This is a genomic window from Mycobacterium sp. Panama NTM2 (assembly GCF_054355555.1).
The window spans coordinates 2,803,853-2,820,079 of sequence record NZ_CM135953.1; the positions used below are offsets into that span (position 1 = coordinate 2,803,853).

The window sequence follows — 16,227 nt, forward strand, 5'->3', positions numbered from 1 at the left end:
CGGTGGTAGGTTCACAGCGAACGATCAGGAAAGGCGGACCCATGTCGCTCACACAGTCGGTCACTCGCTCGAACTCCCGGCCCTCCCGGTGGGTGGGGGCGGTCGCCACCGTCGCCGCGCTGGTGGCCATGACGGCCTGCGGACCGTCGAACACGACCGACGACGCCGACAAGGTGGTGGTGTATTCGGGGCGCAGCGAGGAGCTGGTGGCTCCGCTGTTCACCCAGTTCACCGAGGACACCGGCATAAAGGTGGAAGCGCGCTATGCCGGCTCGGCGGAGATGGCCGCGCAGCTGATCACCGAGGGCGACGAGTCCCCGGCCGACGTCTTCCTGTCCCAGGACGCCGGCGCGCTGGGCGCGGTGTCGAAGGCCGGGCTCTTCGCGCCGATCGACGCCGAGACGCTCCGAGCGGTCCCCGCGCAGTACGCGGCCGCAGACGGCACCTGGGTCGGGGTGTCCGGCCGCGCTCGGGTCGTGGTGTACAACCCCACGCTGGTGCCCACGCCGCCGGACACGATCGACGGGCTGCTGGCCCCGGAATGGAAGGGCAAGATCGGCTTCGCGCCGAGCAATGCGTCATGGCAGGCGTTCGTGACCGGGCTGCGGGTGGTGCGCGGCGAGGACGGCGCGGAACAATGGCTGCGCGCGTTCAAGGCCCAGGACCCCACGCCGTACGAGAACAACGTCGCAGTGCGGGACGCCGTGGATGCCGGTCAGGTGCCGCTGGGCCTGGTCAACCACTACTACCTCTACGAGCTGATCGACGCCAAGGGCGCGGACGCGGTGACGGCGCAGAACAAGTTCATGGCCGCCGGTGATCCCGGCGGTCTGGTCAACGTCGCGGGCGTCGGCGTCCTCAAGGCCGCCCCGAATCCCGAAGGCGCACAACGGTTCGCGTCCTATCTGGTCGGCGAGTCCGCGCAGAAGTACTTCGCTCAGGAAACCGAGGAGTACCCGCTCGCCGCGGGCGTGTCGCCGTCGGGGCAGATGCCGCCGCTCAGTGAACTGCAGCCGCCCGCGGTCGATCTGTCGCAGCTCGACGACATCGAGACCACGCAGGAGCTCCTGGTCGAGACCGGCCTGCTCACCAATTGACCGCAGGCTCGATCCGGGCGGCCCGCCCGCCGGTACTGCTGTTCGCGGCGGCCGCGCTGGTGGCGGCCGCGACGCTGATCCCACTGGTCTATCTGGGTGACCGCGCGTTCTCGCGGGGCTGGACCGCGGTCGTCGACGAGGTGCTGCAGCCGCGCACCGCGGCGCTGATCGGCCGGTCGCTGCTGCTGGTGGTCACCGTGACCGTCGCGTGCGTGCTGCTGGGGGTGACCCTCGCCGTCCTGCTCACCCGCACCGATCTGGTGGGCCGGCGGATCTGGAGCGTGGTGCTGACGCTGCCGCTGGCGATGCCGAGCTATCTGCTGGCCTACCTGTGGGTCTCTGCCGTGCCGTCGATCGCCGGGTTCTGGGGTGCGGTGCTGGTCCTGACGCTGGTGAGCTACCCGCTGGTGTTGCTGACGACGACGGCCGCGCTGGCCCGGGTCGATCCCGCACAGGAAGAGGTGGCGCGCTCGCTGGGGCGGGGCGGTTGGGCGGTGTTGTTCGGGGTGACGCTGCGCCAGTCCCGGGCGGCGATCGCCGCGGGGGCGCTGCTGGTGGCGCTGTACGTGCTCAGCGACTTCGGGGCGGTGGCCGCCATGCGGTACGAGGCCTTCACCTGGGTGATCTACGGCGCCTACCGCTCGGGGTTCAACCCGTCCCGCGCCGCGGTGCTGTCTCTGGTGCTGCTGGTGTTCGCGGTGGCCCTGGTGGTCGCCGAGCACGCCGCGCGGGGCCGGGCTGCGGCGTCGCGCGTCGGCTCGGGCACCCCGCGGCCGGCGCCGGTGAGCCGGCTCGGCAGCTGGCAGGGGCCGGCGCTGGTCGTGCCCGTCGCGGTGCTGGCCGCTGCGGTCGCCGTGCCGGCCGCCGAACTCGCGGAGTGGCTGGCCACCGCGGGCGCCCGCTGGGACGGCGGCCTGTGGAGCGCGGCACTGGGCGCCACGCTGTGGCTCTCGGCGGCCGCCGCGGTGGTGTCGACGGTCGCAGCACTGCCCCTCGGCGTGCTGGCCGCGCGGCATCGCGACCGCGCGACCCGGGCGTTGGAGGGCGCGAGCTACGTTGCGCACGGCCTGCCGGCGATCGTGATCGCGATTTCTATGGTGTCGCTCGGGGTGTTGCTGCTACGGCCGATTTACCAGCGGGAACCGCTGCTCATCCTGGCGTACACGGTGTTGTTCGTACCCCTGGCCGTCGGGTCGGTGCGGGCGGCAGTCGAGTCGGCGCCGATCCGGCTGGAGGAGGTCGCGCGGTCGCTCGGCCGCGCGCCGGTGCGCGCGTTCGTTGCGGTGACGGCCCGGGTGGCGCTCCCCGGTATCGCGGCGGGAGCGGCGATGGTACTGCTGACGTGCATGAAGGAATTGCCGGTGACGCTGCTGCTGCATCCGACCGGAACGGACACGCTGGCCACCCGGTTGTGGGGGTACAGCTCGGTCAGCGACTACGCCGCCGCCGCGCCGTACGCAGCCGCCCTGCTGGTCTTCGCGGCTGTCCCGACCGCGCTGCTCGGCGTGTGGAGCGTGCGCGGTGACTGACGGGGTGGCCGCGCACGGCATCCAGAAGTTCTTCGGCACCCGGCGGGTGCTCGCCGGGGCCGATCTGGTCGTGCCCGACGGCACGATGACCGCGGTGCTCGGGCCGTCGGGTTGCGGCAAGACCACGCTGCTGCGCATCATCGCCGGCTTCACCGATCCCGATGCCGGCACGGTCCGGATCGCCGGTCAGCTGGTGGCGGGCGGGCCCGCACCGGTGCCCGTCCATCGGCGCCGCGTCGGCCTGATGCCGCAGGAAGGTGCCCTGTTCCCGCATCTGAGCGTCGGCGGCAACATCGCGTTCGGGATGCCGCGCGGCGAGCGGGTCGAGAAGTGGCTCGACGTGGTGGGACTCGAGGGGCTCGCCGATGCCCGGCCGCATGAGCTCTCCGGCGGACAGCAACAGCGGGTGGCGCTGGCCCGCGCGCTGGCGGCCCGGCCGCGGGTGCTGCTGCTCGACGAGCCGTTCGCGGCACTCGACGCAGGGTTGCGCACCCGGGTGCGCGAGGACATCGCGACGATTCTGCGGGACACCGCGACGACGTCGGTGCTGGTCACCCATGACCAGACCGAGGCTCTGTCGCTGGCCGACTCGGTGGCCCTGCTGATCGACGGTTCGATCGCCCAGCACGGCAGCCCGGCCGAGCTGTACCAGTGTCCGGCCACGCTGGCGGCCGCCCGGTTCATCGGTGCGACGGTGGAGCTGGCCGGCACCGCCTCCGCAGGCGTCGTGCACACCGCGCTCGGGGCGTTGCGCCCGCTCATGCGCGTCGCCGACGGTGCCGCGGTGGTGGTGTTGCGTCCCGAGCAGCTGCGGCTCGCGGCGGGGGGTCGCCCCGCCCGCGTCACGGCGTGCCGGTTCTACGGCTCGGACACCGCGATCGAGCTGCGGCTGCCGGACGGCTGCACGGTGCGGATGCGGGTGCCGGGCCGGGCCGATCTGGAGCTCGGGTCCGACGTCGGCGTCGAGGTGGGCGGGTCGGTGCTGGCCTATCCGTCACCAGCCGGTGGGCAGGGGGTGGCCCTCGGCGAAGCCGGCGGCTGACTGCACCCCGAGCACCACCTTCTCGTGCAGTTCGGGCAGCGTGCGCGCACCGACGTAGGTGCAGGTGCTGCGTACGCCCGAGGTGATGTGGTCGAGCAGGTCCTCGACGCCGCCGCGGGCGGGGTCGAGGTTCATCCGGGAGGTCGAGATGCCCTCCTCGAACAGGCCCTTGCGGGCACGGTCGAAGGCGCTGTCGGCCGCGGTGCGCGCGGCGACGGCACGCTTGGAGGCCATGCCGTAGCTCTCCTTATACGGCTTGTCGTCGCGGTCGTGCAGCAGGTCGCCGGGGGACTCGTAGGTGCCGGCGAACCAGGAGCCGATCATCACGTTGGACGCGCCGGCGGCCAGCGCCAGCGCCACGTCCCGCGGATGGCGCACGCCGCCGTCGGCCCACACGTGCCCTCCGAGTTCCGCTGCCGCAGCGGCACATTCGACGACCGCGGAGAACTGCGGCCGGCCCACACCGGTCATCATCCGGGTGGTGCACATCGCGCCGGGACCGACGCCGACCTTCACGATCGAGGCGCCCGCGTTGATCAGGTCGCGGGTGCCCTCGGCGGAGACGACGTTGCCGGCGACCAGGGGCAGGCCCAGATCGAGCGCGGCGACGGCGGCGATCGCGTCGAGCATCTTGGCCTGATGGCCGTGGGCGGTGTCGATGACCAGCAGGTCGGCGCCCGCGTCGGCCAGTCCCCGCGCCTTGGCCGCGACGTCGCCGTTGATGCCGACGGCGGCGGCGATGCGCAGCCGGCCCCGGTCGTCGAGAGCGGGGGTGTAGATGCCGGCGCGGACGGCGCCGGTGCGGGTGAGCACGCCGGCCAGGGCGCCGTCGGCGTCGGTGAGCACCGCGACGTCTGCGCCGGGTGCGTGGTCGAGCAGGTCGAAGACCTTGCGCGGGTCGGTGCCCACCGGCGCGGTGACGAAGTCCGAGATCGCGACGTCCCGCACCCTGGTGAAGCGGTCCACACCGCTGCACACCGATTCGGTGACGAGCCCGGCCGGCCGGTTGTCGTCGAGGACGACCGCCGCGCCGTGGGCCCGCTTGTTGATCAGCGCGCACGCGTCGGAGACCGAGTCGTCGGGGGAGAGCGTGACCGGGGTGTCGACGACGGTGTCGCGGCTCTTGACGAAGTCGACGGTGTGCTGGACCGCTGAGAGCGGCAGGTCCTGGGGCAGCACCACGATTCCGCCGCGGCGAGCGACCGTCTCTGCCATCCGCCGGCCGGCGACCGCGGTCATGTTCGCGACGACGACCGGGATCGTGGTGCCGGAGCCGTCGACGGTGGACAGGTCGACGTCGAATCGCGAGGCGACCTGTGTGCGGCCCGGAACGATGAAGACGTCGTTGTAGGTCAGGTCGTACGGCGGCCGGTGGCCCTCGAGGAACTTCACGCCCGCGAGTCTAGTGGGGTCACCTCATCCGGCGAGCAGACGCGAACTCGAGCCCCAGGGGCCTCAAACACTCGAGTTCGCGTCTGCTCGCGGGGAGAATCAGGCCTCGATCTGGCTGCGGTCCCCGCTCCACAGCGTGTGGAAGCGCTTGTCGCGGTCGGCGTCGATGCGGCCGTAGGTGTGTGCACCGAAGAAGTCGCGCAGCCCCTGGGTCAGGGCGGCGGGCAGCCGCTCGGTGCGCAGCGCGTCGTAGTACGACAGCGCGGAGGCGAAGCCGGGGATCGGGATGCCGAGTTCGGTGGCCTTCACCACGACGCGGCGCCAGCTGTCGATACCCGACTCGATGGCCTCGCGGAAGTACGGCGCGGCGATCAGCGTCGCCAGCTCGGGATCCTCGTCGAACGCGTCGGTGATCCGGTTGAGGAACTTGGCGCGGATGATGCAGCCGCCGCGCCAGATCCGTGCCATGTCGCCGGGCTTGATGTCCCAGTCGTATTCGGCGCTGCCGGCCTGGATCTGGTTGAAGCCCTGGGCGTAGGCGATGATCTTCGATGCGTACAGAGCCTTGCCGACGTCGTCGACGAATTGTTTTGCGTCGGAGGGCTTCTCACCCAATTCGCCGGATGCCAACCCGGTGGTGGCCTTGCGCTGGGCGACCGATCCGGACAGCGCGCGGGCGAACACCGCCTCGGCGATGCCGGTGACCGGCACGCCCAGATCCAGCGCGGACTTGACCGTCCAGCGGCCGGTGCCCTTCTGCTCGGCCTCATCGAGGATCACGTCGACCAGCGGCTTGCCCGTCGCGGCGTCGGTCTGGCGCAGCACGGTCGCGGTGATCTCGATCAGGAAGCTGTCCAGGTCGCCGGTGTTCCACTCGGCGAACACGTCGGCGATTTCGGTTGCGCTCATGCCGAGCCCGTCGCGCAGCAGCTGGTAGGCCTCGCCGATGAGCTGCATGTCGGAGTACTCGATGCCGTTGTGCACCATCTTGACGAAGTGTCCGGCGCCGTCGGGGCCGATGTGGGTGCAGCACGGCACGCCGTCGACGTGGGCGGAGATCTCCTCGAGTAGCGGGCCCAGGCTCTTGTAGGACTCCGCGGGCCCGCCCGGCATGATCGACGGGCCGTTGAGCGCACCTTCCTCGCCGCCGCTGATGCCGGCGCCGACGAAGTGCAGACCGCGCTCCCGGATCGCCTTCTCCCGGCGAATGGTGTCCGTGTAGAGCGCATTGCCGCCATCGATGATGATGTCGCCTTCTTCCATGGCGTCGGCGAGCTCGTTGATGACGGCGTCGGTGGGATCACCGGCCTTGACCATGATGATCACGCGGCGCGGCTTCTCCAGCGCATCGAGGAACTCCTCGATCGTCTCGCTGCGCACGAACTTTCCTTCCGAGCCGTGCTCGGCGAGCAGCGCATCGGTCTTGGCGGTGGTGCGGTTGTGCAGCGCGACGGTGTAGCCGTGGTGGGCGAAGTTGCGCGCCAGGTTCGACCCCATCACTGCAAGGCCGGTCACCCCGATCTGCGCGGTGCCGGTCGTCGAGCTAGCGGAGTCGGTCATGCAGGGCGCCTTTCGTTGTGCGGTTGTTGCGTGCAGTCGAGCAGATCATCATGCGGTGAACAGCCGGTGCAGCTCGGTGAGCCAGGGCACCGCCAGCGCGATCGTCGGTACGACGAGTACCGCCGCGGCGCACACGTAGGCACCGGCGGCCAGCGCGCGGCTGTTCGGGGCGCCGCCGAGACGTCGCACCCGCACCACCGTGGTCGGGCCGCCGGCGGCGAGCGCACCTCGGGGGGTGTGCCCGGCGGCGCAGGCGACCAGCGCGCGCGCCAGGGGAGTGGGTCCGGTGCTGCGCACCGCGGCGTCGTCGGCGAGCGCCTCGATGAGCAGCCGCACCGCGTTGAGGGCGTGTCCGCTGCGCACGATGCGGGGGAAGGCAGCGTGCACCGCGGTGAACATCTCGAGCACCAGATCGTGCCGTGCGCGCAGGTGGGCCCGTTCGTGCGACAGGATCGCCGAGATCTCGTTGTCCGACAGCGTGTTCAGCGCGCCCTCGCTGACCACGACGCGGCTGCGCACCCCGGGCAGGCAGTAGGCCAGCGGCTGGGCGACGTCGAGGATGCGGATGCCGTGGGCGGGCATCGGGCGGGTGGGGTGGGCGCCGACGAGGTCGACGATCATCCGGTGGTGGGCGCGACGGCGTCGGGTGGCGATCGCCACCTGCAGGATCGAGCCGATCAGCCGCGCTCCGACGACGAGAGTGAGCGCGAAGACGACGACGTAGGCGGTCCACAGCGGCCAGCCGAGATCGTCGAGCGCGGTGACGATGGTGGCCGTGGGCCGGCCATCGGGTCCGGGCTCGAAGAGCCGGCTCGCGATCGCGATGCCCGCGGAGAAGAAGGACAGCACCGCGGCCAGCGCGATCGACTGCCACAGCACGATCGCCGCCCTCGGCGCCCGCAACGGCCACGTCGCGCGGGCCAGCAATGCAGGCACCGGCCCCGACAACATCAGGGCGACGATGGTGAAGGCCAGCGCGGACACGCTGTCAGTGTCTCTCAGCTGATGCCGTGATCGCCACTGGGTGTGTCTGCGCGGTGTTTGTCCTCGAGTTCGGCCAGGGCCCGGCGCAGCGCCGCAGCCTCATCGGCGCCGACGCGTTCGACGAAATGCACCAGTGCCGCCTCGCGGCTTCCGGAATCGGCGGCCTGGTCGAGCGCGTCGACCATGAGGCCGGCGACGAGTTCGTCGCGACCATGGGTGGGCGCGTAGCGGTGGGCCCGGTCGTCGCGGTGCTGGACGACGAGATTCTTCTTCGCCAGCCGCTGCAGCACGGTCATGATCGTCGTGTAGGCGAGGTCACGCTCGGACGACAGCGTCTCGTGGACCTGCCGCACGGTCTGCGGCTCACCCGCGGACCACAGGTGATCCATCACGGAGCGCTCGAGCTCTCCGAGCCGAGTCAACTTGGGCATGGTCCTCTCTCCTACCGGCGGTGCCTGTGAGCGTACTACGGCATTACTACCGCGTGTCGTATCACGTGAGACGACGTCTTCGAGCGCAACGCCGCGACGGTCGACAGCGGTGCCGGGCGGTGTTGTGAGTCCGATCACAGCGGTGGCCTCCTGTGGAGTCGATGTGCCTCGTGGTTATAGTAAGGCTAACCTAACTCAGGGAGGTTGCCGTGTCCGTTCTCGTCGACGATCCGCTGATCGCGAGCATGTCGATCAGGCGCCCGCTGCCGATCCATGCATCCAGCCGCCGGCTGCGCGCGCTCGATCCGGAATGCCCGCGCGTGCACGGGGTCGCGGTCATGGGCGACCTGTCACGTCGCCGCTGGTGGCCGCTGGCCGAACTCCTCACGACCGACCGGCTGTCTCGCATGTACGCGGCCGGCCTGGCCGAGATCGCGAACCCGGCCACGGTCACCCAGCAACTGGCCGCGACATTCGCCCACGTCGTCGTCGGCCGGGTGATCCCGCTCCTGGCGCTGGAAGGCCGGGCCTGGGACACCGGACCGGAGAACCTCTGGGTGCACGTGGACTCCGAAGGCACGATCGACTGGGTGGGCGTGGCCGAGCCCACGCTGCGCGCTCTACCCGACGATCCGGCGTTCGCCGGACGTCGCGCCGCGCGCAGGGACGGCATCGTCGCGCTGCCCAGCGAGGCCGCGCTGACCACCTGGGTCGCCCACCGCAGCCATCGCGCATTGGGCCCGCTGTTCACTCGCCTGCACGCAGAAAGCGACGGGACCACGCCGGTGTCGGCGATGTGGCATGCCGTCGGAGCCGCCGCCGTCAGCGCCGCCACCCAGATCCCGCTGCTGGCCGGCAGCAGCGAGGCGGTGAGCATGCGGCGCACGCAGGCTCTCCTCGACGCGCTGATGAGTTTCGGCCTGCCGGTCCGCGGCGGGCACCGGCCGATTCCGACGAAGGCCTTGTTGAATTAGGCAAGGCTTGCCTATATTGATCGAGTACCACCCGGACCGCGCCGGAGTCCTGAGGGCTGCAGAGACCCCCGGTCCGACCACAGGACGGGCCCCACGCCGCACGGCGTGGGGCCCGTCCGCTTCTGCGCCGACGGCGGCGTGTAGACACGATTCGTGATTGATCTTCCCGAAGGACTCGGTGACGGCTTCGACACGGTGCTCGGCCTGCGCTACGAGGAGATGTCCGCCGACGGCGGCCGCGCGACTCTCGAGATCACCGATGTCCTGTTGCAGCCCTGGGGCATCGTGCACGGCGGGGTGTATTGCGCGGTGATCGAGAGCATGGCCAGCGTGTCAGGCCATGTCTGGCTGACCCAGAACGGCGGCGGCTACGTCGTCGGCGTCAACAACAACACCGACTTCCTGCGCGCCATCCGATCGGGCACCGTGACGGCCACGTCGTCACCGATCCACCGGGGCCGGCGCCAGCAGCTGTGGGTGGTGACGATCACCGAGGGCAGCGGGGACAGCGGACGCCTGGTCGCCCGGGGCCAGGTGCGCCTGCAGAACATGACCGAGGAGTAGCCGGCAGCAGCCAGCGCCCGTGTGCGCTGCTGAGTGCGGCGGGTCGTGGCAGGATCGCCCTCTATGCGCCTGACACCGCATGAACAGGAGCGGTTGTTGATCTCCTATGCCGCCGAACTCGCCCGCCGCCGCCAGGCACGCGGACTGCGCCTGAACCACCCCGAGGCCGTCGCGGTGATCACCGACCACATCCTCGAGGGCGCTCGCGACGGACGCACCGTTGCCGAGCTCATGGTCAGCGGGCGCGCCGTGCTCGGCCGCGACGAGGTGATGGACGGCATTCCCGAGATGCTGCACGACGTCCAGGTCGAGGCCACCTTCCCCGACGGCACCAAGCTCGTCACCGTCCACGACCCGATCGCATGATCCCCGGCGAGATCGTCTTCGACGACGACGACATCGAACTCAATGCCGGTGCCGAGCGCCTTGAGCTCGACATCGTCAACACCGGCGACCGGCCGGTGCAAGTCGGCAGCCATGTCCATGTGCCACAGGCCAATTCGGCGCTGGACTTCGACCGCGCCGCCGCCCATGGTCACCGGTTCGACATCCCGGCCGGCACCGCGATCCGCTTCGAACCCGGCATCGCCCAGCGCGTCAGCCTGGTACCGCTGCGCGGCACGCGCGAGGTGTACGGCCTGAGCTTGAACCCACCGGGCAGATTGGATCAGCCATGACGGCGCTGTCCCGCGCGCGCTACGCCGCGCTCTACGGTCCCACGGCAGGGGACCGCATCCGCTTGGCCGACACCGATCTGTTCGTCGAGATCACCGAGGACCGCAGTGGCGGACCTGGGCTGGCCGGCGACGAAGCGGTGTTCGGCGGCGGCAAGGTGTTGCGGGAATCGATGGGTCAATCCCGCGCCACCCGCGCCGACGGCGCCCCCGACACCGTCATCACCGGGGCGGTGATCCTCGACCACTGGGGAATCATCAAGGCCGACATCGGTATTCGCGACGGACGCATCGTCGCGATCGGCAAGGCGGGCAACCCCGACATCATGTCGGGGGTGCATCCCGATCTGGTGGTCGGGCCCTCGACCGAGATCATCTCCGGCAACGGCCGCATCGTCACCGCGGGTGCCATCGACTGTCACGTGCACCTGATCTGCCCGCAGATCATGGAGGAAGCGCTCGGCAGCGGGATCACCACGATCGTCGCCGGCGGCACCGGCCCCGCCGAAGGCAGCAAGGCCACCACCGTCACACCCGGGGCGTGGCACCTGGCCCGCATGCTGGAAGCGCTCGACACCTGGCCGCTGAACGTCGCGCTGCTGGGCAAGGGCAACACCGTCAGCACCGAGGCGATGTGGGAGCAATTGCGCGGCGGGGCAGCAGGATTCAAGCTTCACGAGGACTGGGGTACCACCCCGGCGGCCATCGACGCCTGCCTGACCGTTGCCGAGGCCGCCGGCGTACAGGCCAACATCCACACCGACACCCTCAACGAGGCCGGCTTCGTCGAGGACACGCTGGCCGCGATCAAGGGCCGGTCGATCCACGCGTATCACACCGAGGGTGCCGGCGGCGGTCACGCGCCCGACATCATCACGGTCGCGGGTAAGCCCAATGTGCTGCCCAGTTCCACCAATCCGACGCGTCCGCACACCGTCAACACCCTCGACGAGCACCTCGACATGCTCATGGTGTGCCATCACCTCAACCCGAGCGTGCCCGAGGACCTGGCGTTCGCCGAGAGCCGGATCCGGCCGTCGACGATCGCGGCGGAGGACCTGCTGCACGACATCGGCGCGATCTCGATGATCGGCAGTGACGCCCAGGCGATGGGCCGCATCGGCGAGGTGGTGCTGCGCACCTGGCAGACCGCGCATGTGATGAAGCAGCGCCGCGGCTTCCTGCCCGGCGACACCAGAGCCGACAACACCCGTGCGCAGCGCTACGTGGCCAAGTACACGATCTGCCCGGCGATCGCCCACGGCATGGACCGCGAGATCGGTTCGATCGAAGTCGGCAAGCTCGCCGACCTGGTGCTGTGGGAGCCCGCGTTCTTCGGTGTCCGCCCGCATGCCGTGCTCAAGGGCGGCATGATCGCGTGGGCCGCGATGGGGGACGCGAACGCGTCGATCCCCACGCCACAGCCGGTGCTGCCGCGCCCCATGTTCGGTGCGGCACCCGCGGCCGCGGCCGCCACATCGCTGCACTTCGTCGCGCCGCAGGCGATCGAGGACGGGCTGGCCGACCGTATCGCGGTGGCGCGCCGCCTCGTCGCGGTGGAGAACGTGCGCGCTGTCGGCAAGGCGCAGATGCCGCTCAACGATGCGCTGCCCGACATCCGCGTCGATCCCGACACCTTCACCGTGCACATCGACGGCGAGGTGTGGCAGGAGCAGCCCGCCGCGGAACTGCCCATGGCGCAACGCTTCTTCCTGTTCTGATGATCACCACGCTGCTCGCACTCGCGGATTCGCGGCTGCCCACCGGCGGCCACGTGCACTCCGGCGGCGTCGAGGAAGCGGTGACCAGCGGCTTGGTCGTCGATCTGCCCACGCTGCGGGCGTACCTGCACCGCCGGATTCGCACCACCGGCCTGGTCACCGCGTCCCTGGCGGCCGCGGTGCACACCGGCACGCTCTCGCCAGCTGCCGGAGGCTCCGGGGAGGCCGAAACCGACGCCCGTACACCGGCTCCCGCGGCACGCGCGGCGTCGCGTGCTCAGGGCAGGGGACTGGTCCGGCTGGCCCGGCGCGTCTGGCCGGACACCGATTGGGCCGCTCTGGGGCCCACGCCTCACCTGGCGGTCGCGGCCGGCGCCGTCGGACACGCCAGCGGGATCGCCGCGGCGCACACCGCCCTGTCGCTCGTCTACACCACGATGACCGGATCGGCCACCGCCGCCCAGCGGCTGTTGGCCCTGGATCCCGGTGATGTCGCCGCGGTGACCTTCGCGCTGGCGCCGGTGTGCGAGGACGCCGCCGCTCAGGCCGCCCGCGGCCTGGCCGACCTGTCCGACCCGCTGCTGGACGTGCTCGCCCAGCGCCACCTCGAGCGTGACCGCCCCCTGTTCGCGTCCTGAAACGAAAGAGCCTGCATGCCACCACATCTCATCGACGGTGTCGGCCATTCCCACGATCGTCCGGACCGCCCGCGCCGGACGCGCCGGCCGGGGGAGCCGCTGCGCATCGGCATCGGCGGACCGGTCGGCTCGGGCAAGACCGCGCTGGTCGCCGCACTCTGCCGTCAGCTTCGTGACGAGCTGTCTCTGGCGGTGCTGACGAACGACATCTACACCACCGAGGACGCCGACTTCCTGCGGCGCAACGCCGTGCTCCCGGATGACCGCATCGCGGCGGTGCAGACCGGCGGCTGCCCGCACACCGCGATCCGCGACGACATCACCGCCAACCTCGACGCCATCGACGATCTGATCGCAGCGCACGCCGATCTCGATCTCATCCTGGTCGAATCCGGCGGGGACAATCTGACCGCGACGTTCTCGTCGGGTCTGATCGACGTCCAGATCTTCGTCATCGACGTGGCCGGCGGCGACAAGGTGCCCCGCAAGGGCGGTCCGGGCGTCACGTTCTCCGACCTGCTCGTGATCAACAAGACCGACCTCGCCCCGATGGTCGGTGCCGACCTGGACGTGATGCGCAGGGACGCGGCCGCGGTGCGCGCCGATCGTCCGTTCGCGCTGATCTCCCTGACCGTCGATCCGGCGGCGACGCCGGTGCTGGAGTGGGTGCGCGAGCAGCTGCGGGTCATGCAGGCGGTCTAGGTGCGGTCAGAGGTGCTGATCGTGGCACGCCCGGGACGGTCCCCCCATACAGAGACCACCGGAGCCATCGCGGTGCGGCGGACCGGACGCGACACCGTGCACCTGGTGTCGGCCGCCGCCACCCCGCTGGGGGGCGACACCATCCGGATGCGGGTGGTGGTGGAGGAGGGCGCCCGGCTGGTGCTCCGGACGGTCGCGGCGACGATGGTGCTGCCCGGCGCGGCGACCACGCAATCGCACGCGTGCTGGACGGTTGAGGTGGCCGGCACGCTGGACCTGGATCCGCAGCCGACGATCGTGGCCGGGCGGGCACGCCACACGGTGCACACGGCGCTGTCGATGACCGCAGGCGCGTCGGTGCGGGTGGCCGAGCGCGTGCAGATCGGCAGATCCGGTGAGCGCGACGGGTACTGGTGCGGGACGCTGCGGGCCGATCTGGACGGCGCAGCGCTGCTGCGCCACCGGGTCGACGTGGGCGCCGGCTCGGTGGCCGACGACGAGATCGCCGCACCACGTGCCTACGAGTCCGAAATGCGCTATCCGGCAGCTGATGTCGCAACCCGCGGGATGACCCTCGCGCTGGCCGGCGGCGGCAGTCTCACCACATGGCAGGGAGATCGACTGTGACGGAACGGCTCGGGGTGGTGTGGCGTCCCGATTTCGATCCCCGGACGCTCGCCGAGTCCTGTGCGCAGGCCGAGCACGCGGGCTTCGACGAGGTGTGGCTGTGGGAGGACTGCTTCCTGCAGGGCGGGATCGCCCAGGCTGCCGTCGCCCTGACGGCGACCCGGTCGCTGGTGGTGGGCATCGGGGTACTGCCCGCGCCCCTGCGCAGCGTGGTGGCCACGGCGCTGGAGATCTCGACGCTGGCCACGATGTTCCCCGGACGCGTGCAGGTGGGCATCGGGCACGGCGTGCAGGACTGGATGCGGCAGTCCGGGGTGGCGCCGGCGTCGCCCATGTCCTCGCTGCGGGAATACGTCACCGCACTGCGGGATCTGCTCGCCGGGCAGACGGTCACCGTGGCGGGCGACTACGTCCGCCTCGACGCGGTACGCCTCGACTGGGTTCCGGAAACCGCGGTGCCCGTGCTCATCGGCGGCGCCGGGCCCAAGACGCTGGAGCTGGCGGGCGCGATCGCCGACGGCGTGCTCTTGGACTGCCAGCACACCGCAGCCAGCGTCACGGCCGCGCTCGGGCACGTCGCGCGGGGCCGCGTCGGGCGTGCTCCGCACGCGTTCCGGGCCGTCATGTATCTGGCGTGCGCGCCAGCGCCATCCGACGTGGCGACCGTGCTCGCCGAGGAGGCACGACGCTGGCAGGTCGCCCCGGAAGCGGACTTCGGCGTCGGCGGCCCGGCCGAGGCGATCCGCGACGGCGCTGCCCTCTACCGCGCCGCCGGGATCGACACCGTCGTGCTGCAGCCGATCCGCACGGCGTCCGACCCGATGGACGTCATCGAGGCCGTGGCCGGTTCAGAGCTGGGCCGTCGCTAACTGGCCGCTTTCTGGTCCACGGTGGCTGCGATCTCCTCGAGTTCCTCGATGCGCGTTCGCGCGTACGCCTGCTGTTCGGTGATCGTGAGCTGACCGCGGTTGTTACCCAGGAACGTGACCGTCCAGGACAGCAGCGTGGCGATCTTCGTCTTGAATCCGACCAGGTACACGAGGTGCAGCAACAGCCATGCCAGCCACGCGATGAAGCCCCCGAACTCCAGCGGCCCCACCTTGGCCACGGCGCTGTACTTCGACACCGTCGCCATCGATCCCTTGTCGAAGTAGCTGAACGGTTCCCGCTCGGCCGGATCGGCGCCCTTGAGCCCCGACGTGATGGCCTTGGCGGCGTACTTCGCGCCCTGGATCGCACCCTGAGCCATGCCCGGGACGCCTTCGACAGCAGCCATGTCGCCCACGACGAACACGTTGGGGTGACCCGGGATCGACAGATCGGGGAGTACCTTCACCCGGCCGGCGCGGTCGAGTTCGACTCCGGACTGGTCGGCGAGGTCGCGCCCGAGCGGGCTGGCCGACACACCGGCCGACCACACCTTGCACGCGGCTTCGATGCGGCGGATCTTGCCGTCGGGGTCCTTGACCGTGATGCCGTTGCGGTCGACGTCGGTCACCATCGCGTTGAGTTGGATCTCGACGCCCATCTTCTCCAGCCGGGCCTGGGCCTTCTTACCCAACTTCTCGCCCATCGGCGGCAGGACCGCTGGAGCCGCGTCGAGCAGGATGACCCGCGCCTTGGTCGAATCGATGTGCCGGAACGCACCTTTGAGCGTCTGATCGGCCAATTCGGCGATCTGCCCTGCCATTTCGACCCCGGTCGGGCCGGCACCGACGACGACGAACGTCAGCAGCTTCTCGCGGCGGGCCGGGTCGCTGGACCGCTCGGCCTGCTCGAACGCTCCCAGGATCCGCCCGCGCAACTCGAGCGCGTCGTCGATGGACTTCATGCCGGGCGCCCATTCGGCGAAGTGGTCGTTGCCGAAGTAGGACTGGCCCGCCCCTGCCGCGACGATGAGACTGTCGAACGGGGTGACATAGGTGTGGCCCAGCAGCTCCGAGCGCACGGTGTTGGTCTTCAGGTCGATGCCGGTGACGTCGCCGAGCAACACCTGGGCGTTCTTCTGATTGCGCAGGATGACCCGGGTCGCGGGAGCGATCTCGCCTTCAGAGATGATCCCGGTCGCCACCTGGTACAGCAGCGGCTGGAACAGGTGGTGGGTGGTGCGGGCGATCAACTTGATGTCGACGTCGGCCCTCTTGAGCGCCTTGGCCGCGGTCAACCCGCCGAATCCCGATCCGATGATCACCACCTTGTGGCGATCGGATGCATTGGCTCCGGGATTGCTCATGGCTTCTCCTGTGCACGGTTCTCGCGGGTGTCCTTACCGGAACTTCTTTACCCAAACAG

Annotated in this window: 17 protein-coding genes; 12 read left to right on the forward strand and 5 right to left on the reverse strand. The window is 70.5% G+C overall.

Annotated elements, in window-relative coordinates; genetic code table 11:
• Positions 1-128: 128 nt before the first annotated feature.
• From ACXYX3_RS13265 to ACXYX3_RS13275, 3 genes are read left to right on the forward strand one after another with little or no spacing between them, the layout of a single operon-like run.
• Positions 129-1,097, forward strand: coding sequence for an iron ABC transporter substrate-binding protein (locus ACXYX3_RS13265; protein WP_458612079.1), 969 nt, complete (start codon positions 129-131; stop codon positions 1,095-1,097).
• A complete protein-coding gene (locus tag ACXYX3_RS13270) occupies positions 1,094-2,626 on the forward strand; it encodes an ABC transporter permease (protein ID WP_458607821.1) in 1,533 nt (510 codons plus the stop codon). The genes ACXYX3_RS13265 and ACXYX3_RS13270 overlap by 4 nt, the downstream gene beginning before the upstream one ends.
• Positions 2,619-3,668 (forward strand): ABC transporter ATP-binding protein, encoded by a 1,050-nt coding sequence (locus ACXYX3_RS13275; RefSeq protein ID WP_458607822.1) that lies wholly within the window; start codon positions 2,619-2,621, stop codon positions 3,666-3,668. Before ACXYX3_RS13270 ends, ACXYX3_RS13275 begins: the two co-directional genes overlap by 8 nt.
• Here ACXYX3_RS13275 and ACXYX3_RS13280 read toward each other — a convergent pair.
• The 4 genes from ACXYX3_RS13280 to ACXYX3_RS13295 form a co-directional block, all read right to left on the reverse strand.
• A complete protein-coding gene (locus ACXYX3_RS13280; protein WP_458607823.1) occupies positions 3,621-5,060 on the reverse strand; it encodes a GuaB1 family IMP dehydrogenase-related protein in 1,440 nt (479 codons plus the stop codon). The genes ACXYX3_RS13275 and ACXYX3_RS13280 overlap by 48 nt on opposite strands.
• Before the next feature lie 99 nt (positions 5,061-5,159).
• Entirely contained in the window at positions 5,160-6,620 is a 1,461-nt protein-coding gene (gene gndA, locus ACXYX3_RS13285; protein ID WP_458607824.1) for an NADP-dependent phosphogluconate dehydrogenase, read from the reverse strand.
• Positions 6,621-6,668: 48 nt separating this feature from the next.
• On the reverse strand, positions 6,669-7,604 hold the full coding sequence (locus ACXYX3_RS13290; protein WP_241207943.1) for a M56 family metallopeptidase: 936 nt from the start codon (positions 7,602-7,604) through the stop codon (positions 6,669-6,671).
• Between the two features lie 14 nt (positions 7,605-7,618).
• Positions 7,619-8,035, reverse strand: a complete 417-nt coding sequence (locus ACXYX3_RS13295) for a BlaI/MecI/CopY family transcriptional regulator (RefSeq protein ID WP_241207942.1) — start codon at positions 8,033-8,035, stop codon at positions 7,619-7,621.
• 209 nt (positions 8,036-8,244) lie between these two features.
• Between ACXYX3_RS13295 and ACXYX3_RS13300 the strand changes: the two genes are divergently transcribed.
• The 9 genes from ACXYX3_RS13300 to ACXYX3_RS13340 all read left to right on the forward strand — a co-directional run bounded on the left by ACXYX3_RS13300 (position 8,245) and on the right by ACXYX3_RS13340 (position 14,804).
• Positions 8,245-9,009, forward strand: coding sequence for an iron reductase (locus ACXYX3_RS13300; RefSeq protein WP_458607825.1), 765 nt, complete (start codon positions 8,245-8,247; stop codon positions 9,007-9,009).
• A 219-nt stretch (positions 9,010-9,228) separates the two neighbouring features.
• Complete coding sequence (locus ACXYX3_RS13305; RefSeq protein WP_241207948.1) at positions 9,229-9,573, forward strand: PaaI family thioesterase; 345 nt, start codon at positions 9,229-9,231, stop codon at positions 9,571-9,573.
• 63 nt (positions 9,574-9,636) lie between these two features.
• Complete coding sequence (locus ACXYX3_RS13310) at positions 9,637-9,939, forward strand: urease subunit gamma (protein WP_241207940.1); 303 nt, start codon at positions 9,637-9,639, stop codon at positions 9,937-9,939.
• Complete coding sequence (locus tag ACXYX3_RS13315; protein WP_241207939.1) at positions 9,936-10,250, forward strand: urease subunit beta; 315 nt, start codon at positions 9,936-9,938, stop codon at positions 10,248-10,250. The genes ACXYX3_RS13310 and ACXYX3_RS13315 overlap by 4 nt, the downstream gene beginning before the upstream one ends.
• Entirely contained in the window at positions 10,247-11,968 is a 1,722-nt protein-coding gene (locus tag ACXYX3_RS13320; protein WP_241207938.1) for an urease subunit alpha, read from the forward strand. The genes ACXYX3_RS13315 and ACXYX3_RS13320 overlap by 4 nt, the downstream gene beginning before the upstream one ends.
• Positions 11,968-12,606, forward strand: coding sequence for an urease accessory protein UreF (locus ACXYX3_RS13325; protein WP_458607826.1), 639 nt, complete (start codon positions 11,968-11,970; stop codon positions 12,604-12,606). The genes ACXYX3_RS13320 and ACXYX3_RS13325 overlap by 1 nt, the downstream gene beginning before the upstream one ends.
• Before the next feature lie 15 nt (positions 12,607-12,621).
• Positions 12,622-13,308 carry an urease accessory protein UreG gene (gene ureG / locus ACXYX3_RS13330; protein ID WP_458607827.1) on the forward strand — a complete coding sequence of 229 codons (687 nt, stop codon included), beginning with the start codon at positions 12,622-12,624 and terminating at the stop codon, positions 13,306-13,308.
• Complete coding sequence (locus ACXYX3_RS13335) at positions 13,309-13,935, forward strand: urease accessory protein UreD (protein ID WP_458607828.1); 627 nt, start codon at positions 13,309-13,311, stop codon at positions 13,933-13,935.
• Positions 13,932-14,804, forward strand: coding sequence for an LLM class flavin-dependent oxidoreductase (locus tag ACXYX3_RS13340; RefSeq protein ID WP_458607829.1), 873 nt, complete (start codon positions 13,932-13,934; stop codon positions 14,802-14,804). Before ACXYX3_RS13335 ends, ACXYX3_RS13340 begins: the two co-directional genes overlap by 4 nt.
• Here the strand turns inward: ACXYX3_RS13340 and ACXYX3_RS13345 are convergent.
• Positions 14,801-16,168, reverse strand: a complete 1,368-nt coding sequence (locus ACXYX3_RS13345) for an NAD(P)/FAD-dependent oxidoreductase (protein ID WP_458607830.1) — start codon at positions 16,166-16,168, stop codon at positions 14,801-14,803. The two genes, ACXYX3_RS13340 and ACXYX3_RS13345, sit on opposite strands and share 4 nt — an antisense overlap.
• Between the last annotated feature and the right edge of the window lie 59 nt (positions 16,169-16,227).

Bases quoted from the DNA above. Each gene is read 5' to 3' on its own strand.
- ureG (WP_458607827.1), top strand. From the start codon at position 12,622: ATGCCACCACATCTCATCGACGGTGTCGGCCATTCCCACGATCGTCCG.
- ACXYX3_RS13325 (WP_458607826.1), top strand. From the start codon at position 11,968: ATGATCACCACGCTGCTCGCACTCGCGGATTCGCGGCTGCCCACCGGC.
- ACXYX3_RS13315 (WP_241207939.1), top strand. From the start codon at position 9,936: ATGATCCCCGGCGAGATCGTCTTCGACGACGACGACATCGAACTCAAT.
- ACXYX3_RS13305 (WP_241207948.1), top strand. From the start codon at position 9,229: ATGTCCGCCGACGGCGGCCGCGCGACTCTCGAGATCACCGATGTCCTG.
- ACXYX3_RS13265 (WP_458612079.1), top strand. From the start codon at position 129: ATGACGGCCTGCGGACCGTCGAACACGACCGACGACGCCGACAAGGTG.
- ACXYX3_RS13320 (WP_241207938.1), top strand. From the start codon at position 10,247: ATGACGGCGCTGTCCCGCGCGCGCTACGCCGCGCTCTACGGTCCCACG.
- ACXYX3_RS13310 (WP_241207940.1), top strand. From the start codon at position 9,637: ATGCGCCTGACACCGCATGAACAGGAGCGGTTGTTGATCTCCTATGCC.
- ACXYX3_RS13345 (WP_458607830.1), bottom strand. From the start codon at position 16,168: ATGAGCAATCCCGGAGCCAATGCATCCGATCGCCACAAGGTGGTGATC.
- gndA (WP_458607824.1), bottom strand. From the start codon at position 6,620: ATGACCGACTCCGCTAGCTCGACGACCGGCACCGCGCAGATCGGGGTG.
- ACXYX3_RS13295 (WP_241207942.1), bottom strand. From the start codon at position 8,035: ATGCCCAAGTTGACTCGGCTCGGAGAGCTCGAGCGCTCCGTGATGGAT.